This window comes from Streptomyces sp. NPDC053474, from assembly GCF_044544845.1.
In the GTDB taxonomy this organism is placed as follows: Bacteria; Actinomycetota; Actinomycetes; order Streptomycetales; family Streptomycetaceae; genus Streptomyces.
In genome coordinates this window covers 236,169-251,959 of record NZ_JBITXV010000016.1, presented here as the reverse complement: position 1 = coordinate 251,959, position 15,791 = coordinate 236,169, and the positions used below count along the sequence as shown (strand labels likewise).

Here is a 15,791-nt window from a genome sequence, read left to right as displayed (position 1 = left end):
CCCAACACCAACAACGGCCACACCCGCCGCACCACCAACACCACCACCACAACCACCTGCAACCCCAACCCCGCCCACGGCCCAAACCGCGGATGATCCTCCCGGGGAAAGCCGCTCCAGAAGGCGACGAAGACGTTGAGTGCGATGAGTGCGGCGACGAGGATGGTGTCCTGAACGGCGCTGCGGCCCAACCATCGAATCGGCCCTATCACGCGGTCACCCTAACGGCGCCCCCGCGCCGCACACGCACATGTGGTCCATAGGACACATGGGAGCGTACGAAAGTGGGTAGCGCACCGCCGAAGTTGCAACCTTGGTCGCTTCCACTCCACACGAACCGCTCTGCCTGCTCCGCCGCCCCGCTTGTTTGGCTGGTGCCATCACGACAGCCGACCGGGCGGAGGAGCAGTGCCACACGAGACGCGGCAGCCGGTGCCGGCGCCCGACGTGCCGCGGGCGCTGGGCGCGCCGCGGCCGGGCCGCCGCCTGGACCGCCGCGCCGTCTACTGGTGGACGACGCAGAACGTGCTGGTCGTCGTGCCGGTCCTGGCCGCGCTCGCGGGCCTGGCGCTGCTCCCCGACGCGCCGTCGTGGCTGTGGCCCGTGTTCGCGGCCGCGTGCCCCCTCGGCGTCGGCTACGCGCTGCTCACCCCCTGGTACCGCTACCGCGTGCACCGCTGGGAGGCCGGTGACGCCGCGGTGTGCGCCGCGTCGGGCTGGCTCGTACGGGAGTGGCGCGTCGTGCCGTTCACCCGCATCCAGACCCTGGACACCAAGCGCGGCCCGCTCATGCAGCTGTTCGGCCTGTCCGCGGTGACCGTGACGACCGCGTCGGCGGCGGGCCCGGTCACCATCGCGGGCCTGGACGACACGCTCGCGACCGCCATGGTCCGCGACCTCACCGAGCGCGTCCGCGCCCTGCACGAGGACGGCACGTGACGACGGCGACGAAGGGGCCCGACGTGCCGAGCCCGCCCCGCACCCCGGTGGCACAGCCGCCGTGGCAGCGCCTGCACCCGCGCATGGTCGTGGTGAGCGTCAGCTGGCTCGCGGGCCCGGCGGCCGCCCTGCTCGGCACCATGTTCCTGGCCCGTGACCTGCTCAACACGCACGGGTGGATCGTGCTCGGCTCCTACATCGTGGTCGCCGCCGTGCAGGCGGGACACGAGTGGGTCCGCTACCGGACCACCCGCTTCCGCATCACCGACGGCGAGGTCGAGCTCCACTCCGGCCTGCTGTTCCGTACCGACAAGTCGATACCGCGCGACCGCGTCCGCAGCGCCGACCTGACCGCCAACCCCGTGCACCGGCTCTTCGGCCTCGCGGCCGTCAGGGTCGGCACGGGGCAGCACACCGGCAAGAGCGAGGACGACGAGCTGGTCCTCGACGGCATCTCGCGCACCCAGGCCGTGCGGTTCCGGGCGCTGCTCCTGAACCGCGGCGGGCCGGGCGGCGGCACGGACGCGGCCCCCGCGCTGCCGGTGCCGCTCGCGCGGCTGAACTGGTCCTGGGCCCGGTACGCGCCGCTCACCGTCACCAGCCTCGCCGGAGTCCTGGCCGTGGTCACCGGCGCATCCAAGCTCCTGGACACCCTCGGGCTCGACCTCACCGACAGCCGTGTCGCACGGGACACCTGGGAGCGGCTCGACGCGCTGCCCCTCGCGGTGGCCGTCGCCGTCGTGGCGGCCGTGCTCCTGGCCATCGGGGTCGCGGGCTCCCTCGTGTCCTTCGCCGAGGCGTGGTACGGCCACCGCATCGAGCGGGAGCCGGAAGGCTCCCTGCACCTCATGCGGGGCCTGCTCACCTCCCGTTCGGTGTCCGTGGCCGAGCGGCGCGTCTGCGGCGTGGAGCTGAGCCAGCCGCTGCCGCTGCGCGCCGTCGCCGCCGCCCGGCTCACCCTCCTGGCCACCGGCCTCGGCGGGCCCGCGCACCGCTTCGCGGGCCCGGCGCAGCTCCTGCCGCCCGCGCCCCTGGACTCCGCGCACCAGGTGACGGCCGACGTACTGAACGAGGTGTCGTCGCCGATCGCACGAGCGGAGCTGCGCGGCCACCCCCGGCCCGCGCTGCGCCGCCGCCTGGTGCGCGGCTGCCTGCTGGCCCCGGCCGCGGCGGCCGCCCTGGCCGGGGCCGGGACGGCGGCCGGACTCCTGCCCTGGTGGAGCGGTGCCGCGGCCGCGCCGCTCACCGCGGCCTTCGGCTACCTCCTTGCGCGGGACGCCTACCGCGGCCTCGGCCACGCCCTGAGCGGCGACTACATCGTCGTACGGCACGGCACGTTCGTGCGCCGCACGGTGGCGCTGCGGCGCGACCGGATCGTCGGCTTCACCGGCAGACAGTCCTACGGCCAGCGCCGAGCCGGACTGTTCACGCTGACGGCCACGACGGCCGCCGGGAAGGGCGCCGTCCGGATCCGTGACGTGGACGTGCGCGACGGGCTGTGCTTCGCGGAGGCGGCGCTGCCCGGACTCGTCGCCCCCTTTTGCGCGCCCGAGCCGCCGCCCGCCGGGTGACCCCCAAGCCCCCCTGGAAGAGCAGAAGACCAAGTACTCCGGAGTGATCCGGAGTGGAGGAAGGAACCGTGTTCAAAGCCCTAGGACGTTTCGTCGTCGGCCACCGGTGGCTGGTGATCATCACCTGGCTCATCGCCGGGGCGGCCGTGATCGGCTTCGCGCCGTCGCTGACCACCACATCCGACCAAGCAGAGTTCCTTCCCAAGCACTACGAGTCGATCCAGGCCCAGAAGATCCAGGAGAACGCGTTCCCCAAGGGCTTCAGCCCCTCGGCGATCGTGGTGTTCACGCGCGAGGACGGCAAGGCGCTGACCGCCGCCGACTCCGCGAAGGTCGACAAGGTCGGCAAGGCCCTGAAGGCCAAGAAGTACGAGAAGGTGGAGCAGGTCATCACCGCGCCGCCGTCACCGCACAAGAAGGTGCAGACGGTGATGGTGTCGATGGCCGACGTGAAGGCGGGCGACAAGGGCCAGCAGCACGCGGTCGAGGACATGCGCGACGACCTGAAGCCGCTGGTCGCCGACTCGGGTCTGAAGGCGGGCGTCACCGGTGACGCGGCCACCCAGCTGGACAACGAGGAAGCCTCCAAGGAGGCCGACTCGCTGATCTTCCTCGGCACCATCGGGCTGATCATCGTCCTGATGACGATCATCTTCCGCAGCCCGACGATCACCGTCCTCACCATCGTCGGGATCACGCTGGTCTCGCAGGTCGCCAACGGCCTCATCGCCACCTGCGCCAAGGTGTTCCACCTCAAGGCCGACAGTTCGGTGTCGTCGCTGCTCATCGTGGTGCTCTTCGGCGTCGGAACGGACTACATCCTGTTCCTGATGTTCCGCTACCGGGAGCGGCTGCGGCTCGGCGAGGACCCGAAGACCGCCATGATCTCGGCCGTCGGCCGCGTCGGCGAGGCCATCGCGTCGGCCGCGGGCGCCGTCATCGTCTGCTTCCTCGCGCTGCTGCTCTCCTCGCTCAGCTTCCTGGTCTCGATGGGCCCGGCGCTCGCCATCGCCATCGGCGTGACCCTGATCGCCTGCCTGACGCTGATCCCGGCGATCATCTCCCTCATGGGCACCAAGGTGTTCTGGCCGTCCAAGTCCTGGCAGCGGGAGCCGCGCGCGGCCCGGTTCGGCGCCCTCGGCCGGTCCGTGGCCCGCCGCCCCGGCCGGTTCGTGGTCGGCTCCGGGCTCCTCATGGTCGTCCTCGCCCTCGGCGCCCTCGGCTACAAGCCGACGTTCGCCAGCCAGGAGGACGAGAACTCCAAGAAGGAGTCGCAGGTCGCCCTGCACGCCATGAGCAAGGACCTGCCCGCGGGCAGCACCAACCCCAGCACCGTCCTGATGCGCTCCACGAACGGGCAGAAGCTCCAGGAGGCCGACATGAAGGCCTTCGTCGCCGAGCTCAAGCAGGTCAAGGGCGTCGGTGACGCCTCGCGCTCCCAGCTCAGCAAGGACGGCAGGACCGCCGAGTTCAACGCCGTCCTGACGATGGACCCCAACGGCCGCGAGGCCATGGACATCGTGCGCGGCCCGCTGCGCACCACCGCCCACGAACAGGCCCCGCCCGGCACCGAGACCAAGGTGGGCGGCGTCACCTCGGTGTTCGTCGACATCAACAAGGCGGTCAACCGGGACTTCTCGGTGGTCTTCCCGACCGCGGCCGCGCTCATCATGCTCATCCTCGGCCTGCTGCTGCGCAGCGTCGTCGCCCCGATCTATCTGATGGTCTCGGTCGCGCTCGGCTTCGGCGCCACGCTCGGCGCGAGCGTGATCCTCTTCCAGCAGATCGAGGGCCAGTCGGGCCTGACCTTCTTCCTGCCGGTCATCATGTACTTGTTCGTCGTCGCCATCGGCACCGACTACAACATCCTGATGGTCGCGCGGCTGCGGGAAGAGGCGAAGGAAGGCCTCGGCCCGCGGGAGGCCACCGCCAAGAGCATCCAGCACGCGGGTCCGACGGTGGCCGCGGCCGGTGTGATCCTCGCGGGCACGTTCGCCTCGATGCTGCTCGCCAGTGACGTCTCGCTCGCCCAGATCGGCTTCGCGGTCGCCTTCGGCATCATGATCTCGGCCTTCGTGATGGCGATGTTCTTCACGCCCGCCCTCACCGCCCTGTTCGGCCGGGCCGCCTGGTGGCCGCGCCGGATCACCCCGAACGCCCCGCACCGGAACGCGCCCCCGCACCGGAACGCGCCCCCGCACGACGGCTACCAGCAGCCGGTGCCCGCCCAGGGCGGCTCGCCGTACGCGCAGTACCCGCCGCACGGCCGCCGCGACTGATCCGGTCGCGCCGCACGGAAATCGGGCCCCACCGCCGAGGCGGTGGGGCCCGATTTCCGTGGGGGATCAGGCGGACGGATTACTCCGCGATTTTCGTGCGGCCCACCCAGCGCAGTTTCCGCGGGCCGGAATCCCCGTCGTACGCCGGGGAATTCACCTGGGCCCCGTCCGACGCGGCCGGAGCGTCGATGAACTCGTAGTGCTCATAGCCGTTTCCGTGTCGAATCTTGACCTTCTCGGGGGAGCAGATCACGTCATGGAGCTCGGCGAGGACGACGGTTCCGGAAAGAGTGCTCGGGCCGCCTTCGAGGTGGACGGGGTTCACTGTGATGGCGGAGCTGCTGCGGTCGATTCCTCGCATGGGTCACCTCTCGTCTTGGCACCTCGGACTGGCACCTCGGACTCGGAGTGATTGTTCTGCGGCCACGCGGTCCTCGGAAAGCCCTCCGGCACCCCTCAATGACCCCTATGCGCCTGGGGGATGGGCCTCAAGCGTTCACGAACGCACAGTGACCGGGACCTGCTCCGGGTGCGGCTGCCGCCCGTTCAGCTTCGGCCGGTGCGGCTGCTGGGTGGCGGGGGCCGCCGAGAGCTCGGTGAACTTCTCGCCCAGCGGCTGGATGACGTTCTTCTCGACCTCGTAGTAGGTCGTGAGCGCCGACAGGGGGACGCGGCGCAGGTGCCAGCGGCCCGTGAGGTTGCAGCCGACCTCGGGATGGGGCGTGAAGTGGCCGGTCAGCCAGCCGTGGTGCTCGCCGTCGAGGGTGTGCTCCAGGCGGAAGTAGTTGAACAGGCTCTGCGCCGTGGTGCGGACCGTCTCGTGCGGGTCCTGCGGCCGGGGGTCCGCCACGCCGAACCAACACTCGGGCTCCCCGGTGTCCTTGACGTACGCGTCGTTGAAGCCGAGCCACGGCCAGACGAAGGCGATGTGGCGCGCGTGCGCGGTGCTCACGTCGTCGGCGCGCCCGCCGTCCGCGATCCGGTCCGCGTCGATGTAGAAGCGCCCCAGCCAGCTGGGCAGCCACAGGTAGTACGGATAGGAGCTGTCGTCGGAGAGCAGATAGCTGTTGGCGTTCGAGAACAGTTCGTTCCCGGCTATGGGCCGAAGGCGCACACCGTACTCGGGCAGGCTGAACCGCACGCTGAGGACTTCGAAGAACGACCGTACGTCCTGGAAGTAGGCGGACAACGTGTCGTAGGCGTGCGCGGTTTCGGCGGCGACTTCTTTACGGAAGATCATGGGTACCTCTCCAACGCTGAGGCGGTGCTTTCGGATTCGCGGAACACCGGGGAACCCGAATGTGCTAAGACGTCTGCGTGAGCGCGACTGTAGATCACGAGCAGAGTGCGGTAAACCATGCAAGGGCAAACACGGTGACGCCCGTTCAAGAGCCGCAACGCGACCTTCCGTTACTCGACACCGCGATAGTCGGAGCCGGAATCGGCGGCTGTTTCCTGGCCGAACGGCTCACCCGCCGTAAGGAATCGGCCAGGCATCCCGGAAGCGGCCAGGTGGCGCTCTTCGAGCGCACCCACCGGGTGGGCGGACGGCTGTGGACGGTGCGCATGGGGCAGGGGAGCGAGGCCCCGGTCGCCGACCTCGGCGCGATGCGCCTGCACCGCGGTCTGCGACGGGTCCTCGACGTCGTGGCCCGGGCCGGACTCGCGGGCGACCTCGTGCCCTTCGACTTCGGGCGCCCCGAGAACCTCGTCCACGTCCGCGGGGTGACCCTGCGTCAGCACCAGCTCGCCGACCCCGCGAGGATCCCCTACGACCTGGAGGAGGGGGAACGCGGCCGCGGCCCCGAGGACCTCGTGCGGCACGCGGCCGACGCCCTCGTGCCCGGCTTCACCGAGCTGCGCCGCACCCACCACGAGGCGCTCGCGCGGGGCGACGCGCGGCGGGCCGCGCGCACGGCCGCCGCGTTCCGCGCCCGGCGGGACACGGCGGCCGTCGGCGGGCTCCCGCTGCGGCGGGCGACCTACGCCGACGCCCTGCGCGCGGTCCTCGGCGCCGAAGCCGTGGCGCTCCTGCACGACACCGGCGGCTACGACGTGGGCACCAGCGGTGAGAACGCCGCCGAACAGCTCGGCCTGCTGTTCCGCACCCCGCCCGACGCCGAGTACGTGACGCTGCGGCACGGCATGCAGCGCCTGCCCCGCGCCCTGTGCGACCGCTTCACCGCGGCCGGCGGCAGCCTGCGGCTGGGGCACCGGCTCCTGCGCGTCGACCGCGCGGAGCCGGAGGCGGCCCGCGCGGCGACCGGGCGCGGCGAGCCCCCGCCCCGCTACCGGCTCACGTTCGCCCTGGAGGACCCGCGGGGCCGCGCCACCGGGGAGCACCTGCGCGTCCACGCGCGCACCGTCCTGCTCGCCCTGCCGCCGGGGCCACTGCTCCGCCTCGCCCAGGACGGGCTGCCCTTCACCCCCCGGCTCCGCGCGGACCTCGAAGCGGTCGAGGCCGTGCCCGCGCACAAGCTGTTCCTGCTGTACGAGACGGCGTGGTGGCGCCGCCTCGGCATGACGCGCGGCCGCGCCACCACGGACCTGCCGCTGCGCCAGCTCTGGTACGGGGGCACCTGCCCGCCGCCCGCGGCCGCCCGCGGCGACGGCCCGGCGCTGCTCCTCGCCGCGTATCCCAGCGGGCCCGCCACCGCCTGGTGGACCTCCGCCGAGGCGCGGGCCGCCGCCACGGGGACCCCCGTGGGCGCGCCCGACCCCGGCGCCCCCGTCCCCGGCGCGGCCACGGTCGAGCGGGCCCACCGCCTCGTCGCGCGCGTGCACGGCCTGCCCGGGCTCCCCGCGCCGCTGCTCGCCCGCTGGCAGGACTGGAACCGGCCGCCGCACGACGGGGCCTGGCACGTGTGGCGGCCCGGACGCGACCCCGACACCGTGGCGCCCCGGGTGCGCCGCCCCCTGCCCGGCGAGGCGGTGCACCTCGTCAGCGACTGCTGGACGCCCGACCCCGGCTCGATCGAGGGAGTCGTCTCCTGCGCGGAGGAGGTGCTGCGCGAGCTCGCCGGGGAACGGGGCGACCACTGAGCGGCAGGGGGCGGCCTGGGCGGCCGGACACCGGGCACGGTAGGTTCCCGGTAGAGATTCGGACATCGGTGGGGCCCGCACAGGGGCGGGTGCCTGCCGTGCGGTTGTGGCGAGGTGTGGTGGCATGGGTGTGCTGACGGTGGGGAAGGTCCTGCGGTTCGACGAGGTCCGCGGCTATGGATTCATCGCTCCCGACACGGGCGACGAGGACGTCTTCATGCACGCGAACGACCTCGTGGGCGAGAAGTACCTCTACCAAGAGGGCAGCGTGGTCGAGTTCTTCATGGAGAGGGGGGACAAGGGGCCCAAGGCGTCGAACATCCGCCTGGTCCACCAGTCCACCTCCCACCAGCTCCCGCGCGGCGGCCTCGCGGCCCGGCCCGCCGCCGCGACCGGCGACGGGGAGGTCTCCCCGGCCGAGGAGTTCACCCAGGAGCTGACGGAGGCGCTGCTCGACTCGGTCGGCTCGCTGACCGGCGACCAGATCAAGCGCGTGCGGGCCTGCGTGCTCGAACTGGCGCAGGACCACGGCTGGGTCGCCTCCTAGTCGGCGGAGGGCGGTGGGGTGCGCGCACCCCACCGCCCTCGTCACGTCACCGGAGCCCCGAGCCGGGGCTACCGGTCACGGCTGATGGTCAGATGGCCTCCCACAGGGCGGGAACGTTCGGCGGCTCCCAGCCCGGGTAGGCGGTGTGACCCTGGATGCAGCGGTAGCGGACACCTTCGTAGGTGACGATGTCCCCGGCCGCGTAGGTGGCTCCCAGCTGCCAGGTGGTCTCGCCGCCGCCCGGCACGGTGAGGGTGTACGTGGTGGTGTGGCTGACCTGCCCGGTACCCGTGAAGGTCAGGTTGTACGTACCGCCGACCGTGCCCGTGGCGACCTCGACGGTGGCGGTGGCGGACTCACCCGAGGTGACCGACTCCGGGCTGAAGGTGACACTCACCCCTGCCGGGGCGCCCGAGGCCGAGAGCTTCACCTGCTGGGCGTTTCCGCTGGTCGTGGTCGTGGCGACGGTGACCTTCGCGGAGGAACCCGGCTCGACCGTGCCCGCGCCCGGGTTGGCCGTGAGGGAGAAGTCGTCCGTGGGGGCGGGCTTGTCGCCCACGGCGGTCTTCCAGATCGTGTAGGCCACACCGTCCGAGCTGCGGTCGAGGGCGGTCGCCCCGATGTTGGCGGTGGTGTCACAGCTGGAGTGGTAGCAGGGGTCGTAGGCGCGGCCCGCGGTGCCGCCCCACTTCGCGGCCTCGGCTGCGGACTTCGTGGCCGAGGCGCCGGTGGCGTAGCCGGAGGTGGCGATGCCGACCTGCTGGAAGGAGGAGTCGTCCGACCGGCCCTGTCCCTCGACGTTCTCCTGCGGGGCGAGGTTGAGGGACGTCCAGTACTCCTTCATCGGGGCCGAGGCCGCCGAGTTCAGGTTGTTGATGAAGTACCCGGCGTTGACCGAGCCGACCATGTCGAAGTTGTAGTACGCCTTGATCTTGGCGCGCTCGGTGCCGTTGAGGGACCTGGCGTAGTAGTCGGAGCCGTTCAGGCCCTGCTCCTCGTCGGTCCACCAGGCGAAGCGGACGCGGTTCTTCATGGTGGGGTTGTTCTGCGCCAGGGCGAGGGCCGCCTCCAGGATCGCGGCGGAGCCGGAGCCGTTGTCGTTGATGCCGGGCCCGGCGGACACGCCGTCGAGGTGCGCGCCGAACATGTAGACGTTGTCCGCGTTGCCCTGCGGCCACTCGGCGATCAGGTTGTTGCCCGCGCCCGCGGAGCAGCCGGAGGCGCAGGCCTGCTCGGTGACCTGGTACCCGGCGGCCTCCAGCTTGCCCTTGACGTAGGCGAGGGAGGCGCGGTAACCGGCGCCGGTGGAGCGGCGGTTGCCGCCGTTCTGCGAGGCGATGGTGTTGAGCTGCGCCAGATGCGCCTGCACCTTGGCGACGTCGATGTCCGGTGGGGGTATCGGATTGCCGCCGCCGCCCACCGTCAGCGTGTACTGGGCGGTGTGGGTCTTGGTGCCAGCGGTGCCCGTGACGGTGATCGGGTACGTTCCGGCCGCGGCGGACGAGGTGGTGGCGATCTTCAGGGTGGAGTTGGCGCCCGAGGTGACGGTGGACGGGTCGAAGGAGACGCTCACGCCCGTCGGCGCGCCGGTGGCGGTCAGCGAGATCTGCTGGGGGCTGCCGGTGACGGTCGTGGTGGTGACCGTGGCGGTGGTCGAGGCGCCCGCCTCGACCTTCCCCGAGGCCGGGTTGAGGCCGAGGGAGAAGTCGTTCTGCTGGCCCTCACAGGTCGGGTCACCGGTCTGGGCCGGGATGCTGATGGCGTCCCAGGCGGCCTTGGTGGCGTTGAACAGGTCGCAGCTGGAGTCCAGGGCCTTCGCCGAGGTCAGCGTGGCGGTGCGGTAGCGCTTGTACGTCATGCCGCTGGTCTTGAGCAGCATGGCGTCGTAGAAGATCTTGCCCGCGTTCTTGAAGCCCACGCCGGTCACCTGCTTGCTGTTGCAGGTGGGGCTGGTGGGCTTGCCGCCGCCGGGGTTCGAGCCCTCGGCGAGCAGGTAGAACCAGTGGTTCATCGGCCCGGCCGCCTTGTGCTCCTCGGTGTTGGGGATCGAGGAGGAGTAGCAGTTGGGGTCGTTGTTGATCCGGCTCGGGTCGTACATGTTGCGGATCGGCCCGCGGCCCTGCAGGTTGACCATTTCCCCGACGGTGTAGTCGGGTGTGTCGTAGGGAGCGGGCTCGTTGACGTACGCCTCGGTCAGGGCGCCCATGATGTCGCCGGTGGCCTCGCCGAGGCCGCTCTCGTGGTTCGCCCCGCCCGGGGTGTTGGAGTCCAGGCCGTGGCCGAACTCGTGGGCGACGACGTCCATGCCGGCGATCCACTCGTTGGCGCTGTTGTGGCCGATGGTGACGGAGGAGCCGTCCCAGTAGGCGTTGAGCTCGTTGAGGCCCACGCGCACCGGCCAGCTGCGGCCGTTGCCGTCGTGACCGTTGCGGCCGAACCACTCCTTGAACATGTTCCACTGCTTCTGCGCGGCGAACATCACGTCCACGCACCCGGTCTCCCGGCTGGTGGGGTTGCCGGTGCCCCAGTCGTCGGTGGCCTTGGTGAACAGACCGCCGCTGTAGTCCGAACACTGCAGGCCGGGACGTGTGGTGTCGCGCAGCACGTAGTTGTTGCCCGAGCGCGAGGTGTCGATGGTCAGCGGGTTGGGGCCGTTCCACTTGCTGCGGCCGGTGCCCGCGCGCACGTCGTCGTAGGTGTCGACGACCTTGCCGGTGAGCGCGTTGACGAAGACGTGCAGCCGGCTGGGGTCACCCGCCTTGGTCGTGCCGGTGAGCACGGTCTCCCAGGCGAGCGCGGGGGTGTCCTTCCTGACCCGGACCACCAGGCGCTGGGAGGTGACCTTCTTGACCGACGCCAGCTTGGCGCGGCTGGTCCTGGCCGCCCGTGCGGCCTTCACCTTGGCCCGGGTGGTGACCGAGATCCTCGCGTCGGTGGCGGAGTGCACGGACCGGACCTTGCCCTTGCCGTCGGCGAGGACCACCGCGTCACCGCCGACCACCGGCAGACCGCGGTAGGTGCGCTCGTACGCGACGGAGTACAGGCCCTTGCCCCAGGGGACGACCTGGTGCCGGTCGTACTGCTCCTGGGGCCCCTTCGCCAGCGAGTCCAGGCCGCTGCGCGTCGCCTGGTCGGCGGCGGCGACGGCCTTCGCGCGCGGGTCGGGCTTGCCCGCGGGCGGCGCGGCCGAGGCGAAGGACGCCGGTGCCACCACCCCCGCGAGTGCCATGGCCAGGGTTATCCCGGCCGCTGCGGATCTTCTGAGCATCACGGCTCCTTGTGAGAGGTGTTGAGGCTCCGCTGGGCCAGGGGGGCATGTCAGCGTCGGTTCCCGCGGTCCTGCCCGCTGCTCCGCATTTGAACTGACATTGACATGACACCCCCATGGCTGGCGGAACCCTCACACCGGCCCGGGCCGCGGTCAATGGATTCCGGGCGCCCGGCACGTCCTGTCAAGAACTGGCAAGCGCGCCGGGCCCGGCGCCGCCTCACTCCGACAGGCTCCGCAGCCGCTCGCGGTACTCCCGGACCTCCGGCAGGTCGCCCCAGCGCCCGGTCAGTCGGCTGTGCAGGCCGCGCAACTCGGCGGTGATCATCAACTCGCGCGCGCACACCGCCTCCTTCAGGACGGGCCGGGCCAGGGCGACCGCCGCGACGGGGTCACCGGCGCACGCCCAGCTGTCCGCGAGGCGCAGGGTGAGCAGCAGGCGCGTGGTGTGCCGCAGGGGCGGGAGCAGCGCGTACGACCGGGCGGTGGCCTCGATCGCGCGCCGGGCCACCGCCCGGTCGTCCGTCATCACCGCGAGGTCGCGCAGCGCGCCGCCGATCGCCGACTCCAGGCGCAGCACCCCTTCGGCGCCCGAGAGCCAGGGCGCCTCCAGGCGGTCCCGGTCGTCGAGGCGGGCGAATCTGCGCCGGGCCATCGAGACGTGCCGTCGGCACGCGTCGGCATCGTGGCTCAGCGCGTACGCCCGCGCCTGGTACAGGTCCGCCAGGGTCGCCATCCAGCGCCGCTTGGTGTCCACCGCGCCGATGGCCTCCGCGTACACGAGCATCGAAGCGGCGTCGCCGTCCAGCCTGACGAGGGTGCACATGTCGCTGAGGAGGGTCGCCCGGGCCTCGGCGTCCTGGGCCGCGTCCGCCCAGCGCAGGCCGTGCCCGAACCAGGCCATGGCGACACCGCTCTGGCCCCGCTCCATCCGCAGCCGCCCGGAGATCTGGGCGTACTGCGCGGCGAGGCGCAGCTGGCCGTACGGAAGCCGCCCCGTGGAGTTGACCGCCTCGGCCCAGCGGGCCACGCCGCGGAGCAGCCGCTCCACCGTGGTCACGCAGGCGTCGGTGACCTGCACGAACGCCTCGCGGATCAGACAGGCGAGCACCGCGGTGAGGCCGTGCAGCAGCTCCACCTCCGCGCCGACCGCCTCACCGGCGCGGCCGTAGGGCCCGGTCAGCCCGTTCAGGAGGTCCGTCACCGAACTCCGGTCGGGCGTCGCGCAGCCCACCGTCCCGTGCAGCGGACAGGCCAGCCCCTCGGCGGGTAGCCGCGCGGGCCAGTGCTGGGCGGTGAGGGGGACCTCGGCGCCGGGGGCGTCCGCCCCCGGGATCGGCGAGAACAGCGTGGGCGCCGTCAGGAAGTGGCCCGGCACGCACCGGGCCTCGCGCGGCGTGGCGATGGCCGTGGCGAGCTGCCCACCGGTCTCCAGAACCGCGTCGAGTCTGCTCACCAGGTCGAAGGGCGGCTCCCGCAGCCCGCTCTCCAGCCTGCTGATGAAGCTGTGGTGATAGCCCACCCTCCGGCCGAGCTGCAACTGCGTGAGCCCGGCCCGCCGCCGGTGGAACCGCAACCGCCGCCCGAACTCCGCCCACCCCGGGTCAACCGCCTCTGACATACCGACGGACATGGCCCCTCCCCGACCGGGCTCCCCCTGGGGCCAGTGTGGCAGGTGAGGTTGATTCTTCCAACACCCTTATGGGCCAGGGGATATGACACCTTCAGTGCCCGCCTGATGGCCAAGGGGCTGGGCGTCCACCGCCCTCGCCCCGCGAAACGGCCCGGCCAGGAACTACGGGTGGGGCCTGTTCGTGTCGCGAGCCGTCCTGCGGCGTGCTACCACCACGGCACCCGCGCCCAGGACAGCGATGCCCGCCCCGGTCCAGGGAAGCCATGGCGCCACGCCCGACCTGTCGTCCTCGGCAGCCGTCTGCGGAGCAGGAGTGGTCGTTCGAGTCGGTGTCGGCCGCGGCGTCATGTGCCCTCGGGCTTGCTCGGCCTTGGCGGCGGTGGCGTCGAGGACCAGTACGGGTGCCGGGAAATCCGGCTCCTTGCCGCCGGTGGGTTCTTGGTTCCATCTCGCCACGGTGCCGTCCGCGTACGTCTGGGCCACCTCGAAGGCGATGCTCGACCTCTTCGGAAGCGGCCCCACCCGTACGTCGAAGTAGCGGTGTTCGTCGGGCTTGAGCTCGTGGCCTGCCGTGGCGGTCCACACGACGTGGGCCGCCCCGCCCTCAGCGGCGGGGACTTCCTTACGTGTCCATCCAGGTGTCGGTGGCGCACCGGTGGACGTGACCCCGGTGGGGAGGGCGACGTCGACGCGTACGGTGGTGGTGTCCGCTTTCTCGGAGGGGACCCGGAACCGCAGTGTGGCCGGGCTTCCCTCCTTGGCGCCCTCGGAGAACACCCGGACGTGCGCAGAGGCGGTCCCCGTGAGCAGGAGGAGTGTTCCCGCGGCCGTCACCAGTGCGGCGGTCGCCCGGTGTGCGCGACGGCTGGGGCGCGTGCGAGGTGTGCGTGTCATGGTGGCGTGGGGCCTTTCAGCAGCAGTCGCAGTACAGAAGGTCGGCGGCCTCGACAGCGCTGTCCGAGCCGTGGTGCGGGGAGGCGGCCGCGGCCGACATCCGGGCCAGGGTCTGCGCGGTGGCCTTGCCTTCGGACCTGAGGGAGACGCTCACGCCGGTGAAGTCGGCGAAGGCCAGGACCTGGGCGGCGTTGCCCGAGGAGTCCGTGGTGAAGGACAGCAGCGGCGTCCTGCCGCCGTTCTTCTGGACCGCGTACGCCTGGTAGGTGGTGGTCGGTCGCAGGTCGCGGGCCTGGAGCTGGATCATGCCGAGTCCGCTGACGCGCCGGACCGTGGCTTCGAGGCGGCGTCCCTTGTGACCGGGCCGCATGGGCTCGCCCGCCGTTCCATCGGGCAGGGTGGTGGGCACGTTGCGGGGTGCTTCTCCGAGGCCCTGGCGGCCGAGGTTGGCCGCGGATCCGGTGGGCGCCGCGTCGGGTACGTAGACCAGGGCCTGGGGTTCCTTGCCGACGCCTATCGTGTCGGTCACCTTGTTGGTCGCGGTGTTGATGACGTCGACCGCGTCGGACTTCTCCAAGCCCACGTACATGCGGGTGCCGTCCCCGCTGGGCCACATGCCGTGCGGGGCGTGCCCGGTGTGGTGGATCCGGGTCACCAACTGCGGCGTGCCGCCCGGGGTGCGGCGGTAGACGAGGGTCTGGTCGAGACCGCCCACGGTCAGATAGGCGAACGAGCCGTTCTCCGTGCGGGCGAAGTTGGGGTGGTTGGTGTCCGGTCCGGACTTGAGTACGGCCGTGACCTTGCGGTGCCGGAGATCGATGACGCTGGTCAGGCCCGCGCGTTTGTGCGATGCCCACAGCTCCGTGCCGTCGGGCGAGATCGCCGCGTCGGAGGAGAAGGCGTCCCCGAGGCCCTTGACGGTGTGGCGGATCTTGTGGGTGCGCACGTCGACCACGGTGATCTCGGGTGCGCTGACGTGGTTGATGTAGGCGGCCCTGCCGTCCGGGCTGAGAAGCACTTTGGACGGGCCGGGGCCGACCTTGATGCGGGTGACGACGCCTCCGCGCACCGCGTCGACGACCGTGACGGTGTCGCGTCCGCGGTCGGCCACCCAGAACTGTTTGCCGTCCGCGGTGAAGGTGCCCTCGTGCGCGGCGCGGCCGACGTCGGTCTCGTTGATCACCTTGTTGGTGGCCGTGTCGATGATGTCGACGGTGTTGCTGGTGACGCTCACCACTCCGAGGCGTTTGTGGTCACGGGAGAAGGCCAGACCATGCACGCCCACGTTGCCGGTGTACTGCGGGCTGAGCGTGGCGCCCAGGCGCTGGGCTCCGAGGGGGATCGTGCCGAGTGTCCTGTTGGCGGACGGGTCAATGACCGTGACCGTGTTGGAGGTCTGGTCGGCGGTGTATACGCGGTCACGGCCCGATAGGGGCACGTTGACTGATGGGGCGTCACCCGCGGTGGTCTTCACCTCGCCCGGTCGGCCGGATGCGGGGTGGGACGGTTGGGCCTGTGCGAGGCTCACCGCCCCGAGGACCGTGGCGCCGATGCCGGTCAGCACCGCGGTGGTACCGGCGATCCTTCTGATCGAAAACACTGACGAACCTCCACATAA

The 15,791-nt window shown here is 71.6% G+C and carries 12 protein-coding genes; 5 read left to right on the top strand and 7 right to left on the bottom strand.

Annotated features, from left to right (window positions below; all coding sequences use genetic code 11):
• Window positions 1-212, bottom strand: a 212-nt coding sequence (locus ACIG3E_RS32440; protein WP_361847717.1) for a hypothetical protein, incomplete at its 3' end; no start/stop codon positions are given.
• Between the two features lie 196 nt (window positions 213-408).
• On the opposite strand from ACIG3E_RS32440, the gene ACIG3E_RS32435 reads away from it, so the two are divergent.
• The 3 genes from ACIG3E_RS32435 to ACIG3E_RS32425 all read left to right on the top strand — a co-directional run bounded on the left by ACIG3E_RS32435 (window position 409) and on the right by ACIG3E_RS32425 (window position 4,789).
• Complete coding sequence (locus tag ACIG3E_RS32435; protein WP_399623133.1) at window positions 409-939, top strand: PH domain-containing protein; 531 nt, start codon at window positions 409-411, stop codon at window positions 937-939.
• Window positions 936-2,510, top strand: coding sequence for a PH domain-containing protein (locus tag ACIG3E_RS32430; protein ID WP_399623132.1), 1,575 nt, complete (start codon window positions 936-938; stop codon window positions 2,508-2,510). Before ACIG3E_RS32435 ends, ACIG3E_RS32430 begins: the two co-directional genes overlap by 4 nt.
• A 68-nt stretch (window positions 2,511-2,578) precedes the next feature.
• Window positions 2,579-4,789 carry an MMPL family transporter gene (locus ACIG3E_RS32425; protein WP_399623131.1) on the top strand — a complete coding sequence of 737 codons (2,211 nt, stop codon included), beginning with the start codon at window positions 2,579-2,581 and terminating at the stop codon, window positions 4,787-4,789.
• Window positions 4,790-4,868: 79 nt separating this feature from the next.
• Here the strand turns inward: ACIG3E_RS32425 and ACIG3E_RS32420 are convergent, their stop codons facing one another.
• Together ACIG3E_RS32420 and ACIG3E_RS32415 are read right to left on the bottom strand one after the other, a co-directional pair.
• Window positions 4,869-5,150 carry a DUF5988 family protein gene (locus ACIG3E_RS32420; RefSeq protein ID WP_399623130.1) on the bottom strand — a complete coding sequence of 94 codons (282 nt, stop codon included), beginning with the start codon at window positions 5,148-5,150 and terminating at the stop codon, window positions 4,869-4,871.
• A 135-nt stretch (window positions 5,151-5,285) separates the two neighbouring features.
• Entirely contained in the window at window positions 5,286-6,029 is a 744-nt protein-coding gene (locus ACIG3E_RS32415; RefSeq protein ID WP_399623129.1) for a hypothetical protein, read from the bottom strand.
• Window positions 6,030-6,106: 77 nt separating this feature from the next.
• Here ACIG3E_RS32415 and ACIG3E_RS32410 point away from each other — a divergent pair, with 77 nt between their 5' ends.
• Both ACIG3E_RS32410 and ACIG3E_RS32405 read left to right on the top strand, forming a co-directional pair.
• Window positions 6,107-7,831 (top strand): flavin monoamine oxidase family protein, encoded by a 1,725-nt coding sequence (locus ACIG3E_RS32410; protein ID WP_399623128.1) that lies wholly within the window; start codon window positions 6,107-6,109, stop codon window positions 7,829-7,831.
• Window positions 7,832-7,961: 130 nt separating this feature from the next.
• Window positions 7,962-8,378: a cold-shock protein gene (locus ACIG3E_RS32405; RefSeq protein ID WP_399623139.1), complete on the top strand. Its 417-nt coding sequence runs from the start codon at window positions 7,962-7,964 to the stop codon at window positions 8,376-8,378.
• 88 nt (window positions 8,379-8,466) lie between these two features.
• Here ACIG3E_RS32405 and ACIG3E_RS32400 read toward each other — a convergent pair whose 3' ends face one another.
• The 4 genes from ACIG3E_RS32400 to ACIG3E_RS32385 form a co-directional block, all read right to left on the bottom strand.
• Window positions 8,467-11,646: a M20/M25/M40 family metallo-hydrolase gene (locus ACIG3E_RS32400; RefSeq protein WP_399623127.1), complete on the bottom strand. Its 3,180-nt coding sequence runs from the start codon at window positions 11,644-11,646 to the stop codon at window positions 8,467-8,469.
• A 220-nt stretch (window positions 11,647-11,866) separates the two neighbouring features.
• Window positions 11,867-13,267: a helix-turn-helix domain-containing protein gene (locus ACIG3E_RS32395; protein WP_399623126.1), complete on the bottom strand. Its 1,401-nt coding sequence runs from the start codon at window positions 13,265-13,267 to the stop codon at window positions 11,867-11,869.
• A 174-nt stretch (window positions 13,268-13,441) separates the two neighbouring features.
• On the bottom strand, window positions 13,442-14,173 hold the full coding sequence (locus ACIG3E_RS32390) for a DUF1775 domain-containing protein (RefSeq protein ID WP_399623125.1): 732 nt from the start codon (window positions 14,171-14,173) through the stop codon (window positions 13,442-13,444).
• Window positions 14,174-14,189: 16 nt separating this feature from the next.
• A complete protein-coding gene (locus tag ACIG3E_RS32385; protein WP_399623124.1) occupies window positions 14,190-15,773 on the bottom strand; it encodes a hypothetical protein in 1,584 nt (527 codons plus the stop codon).
• Window positions 15,774-15,791: the final 18 nt, after the last annotated feature.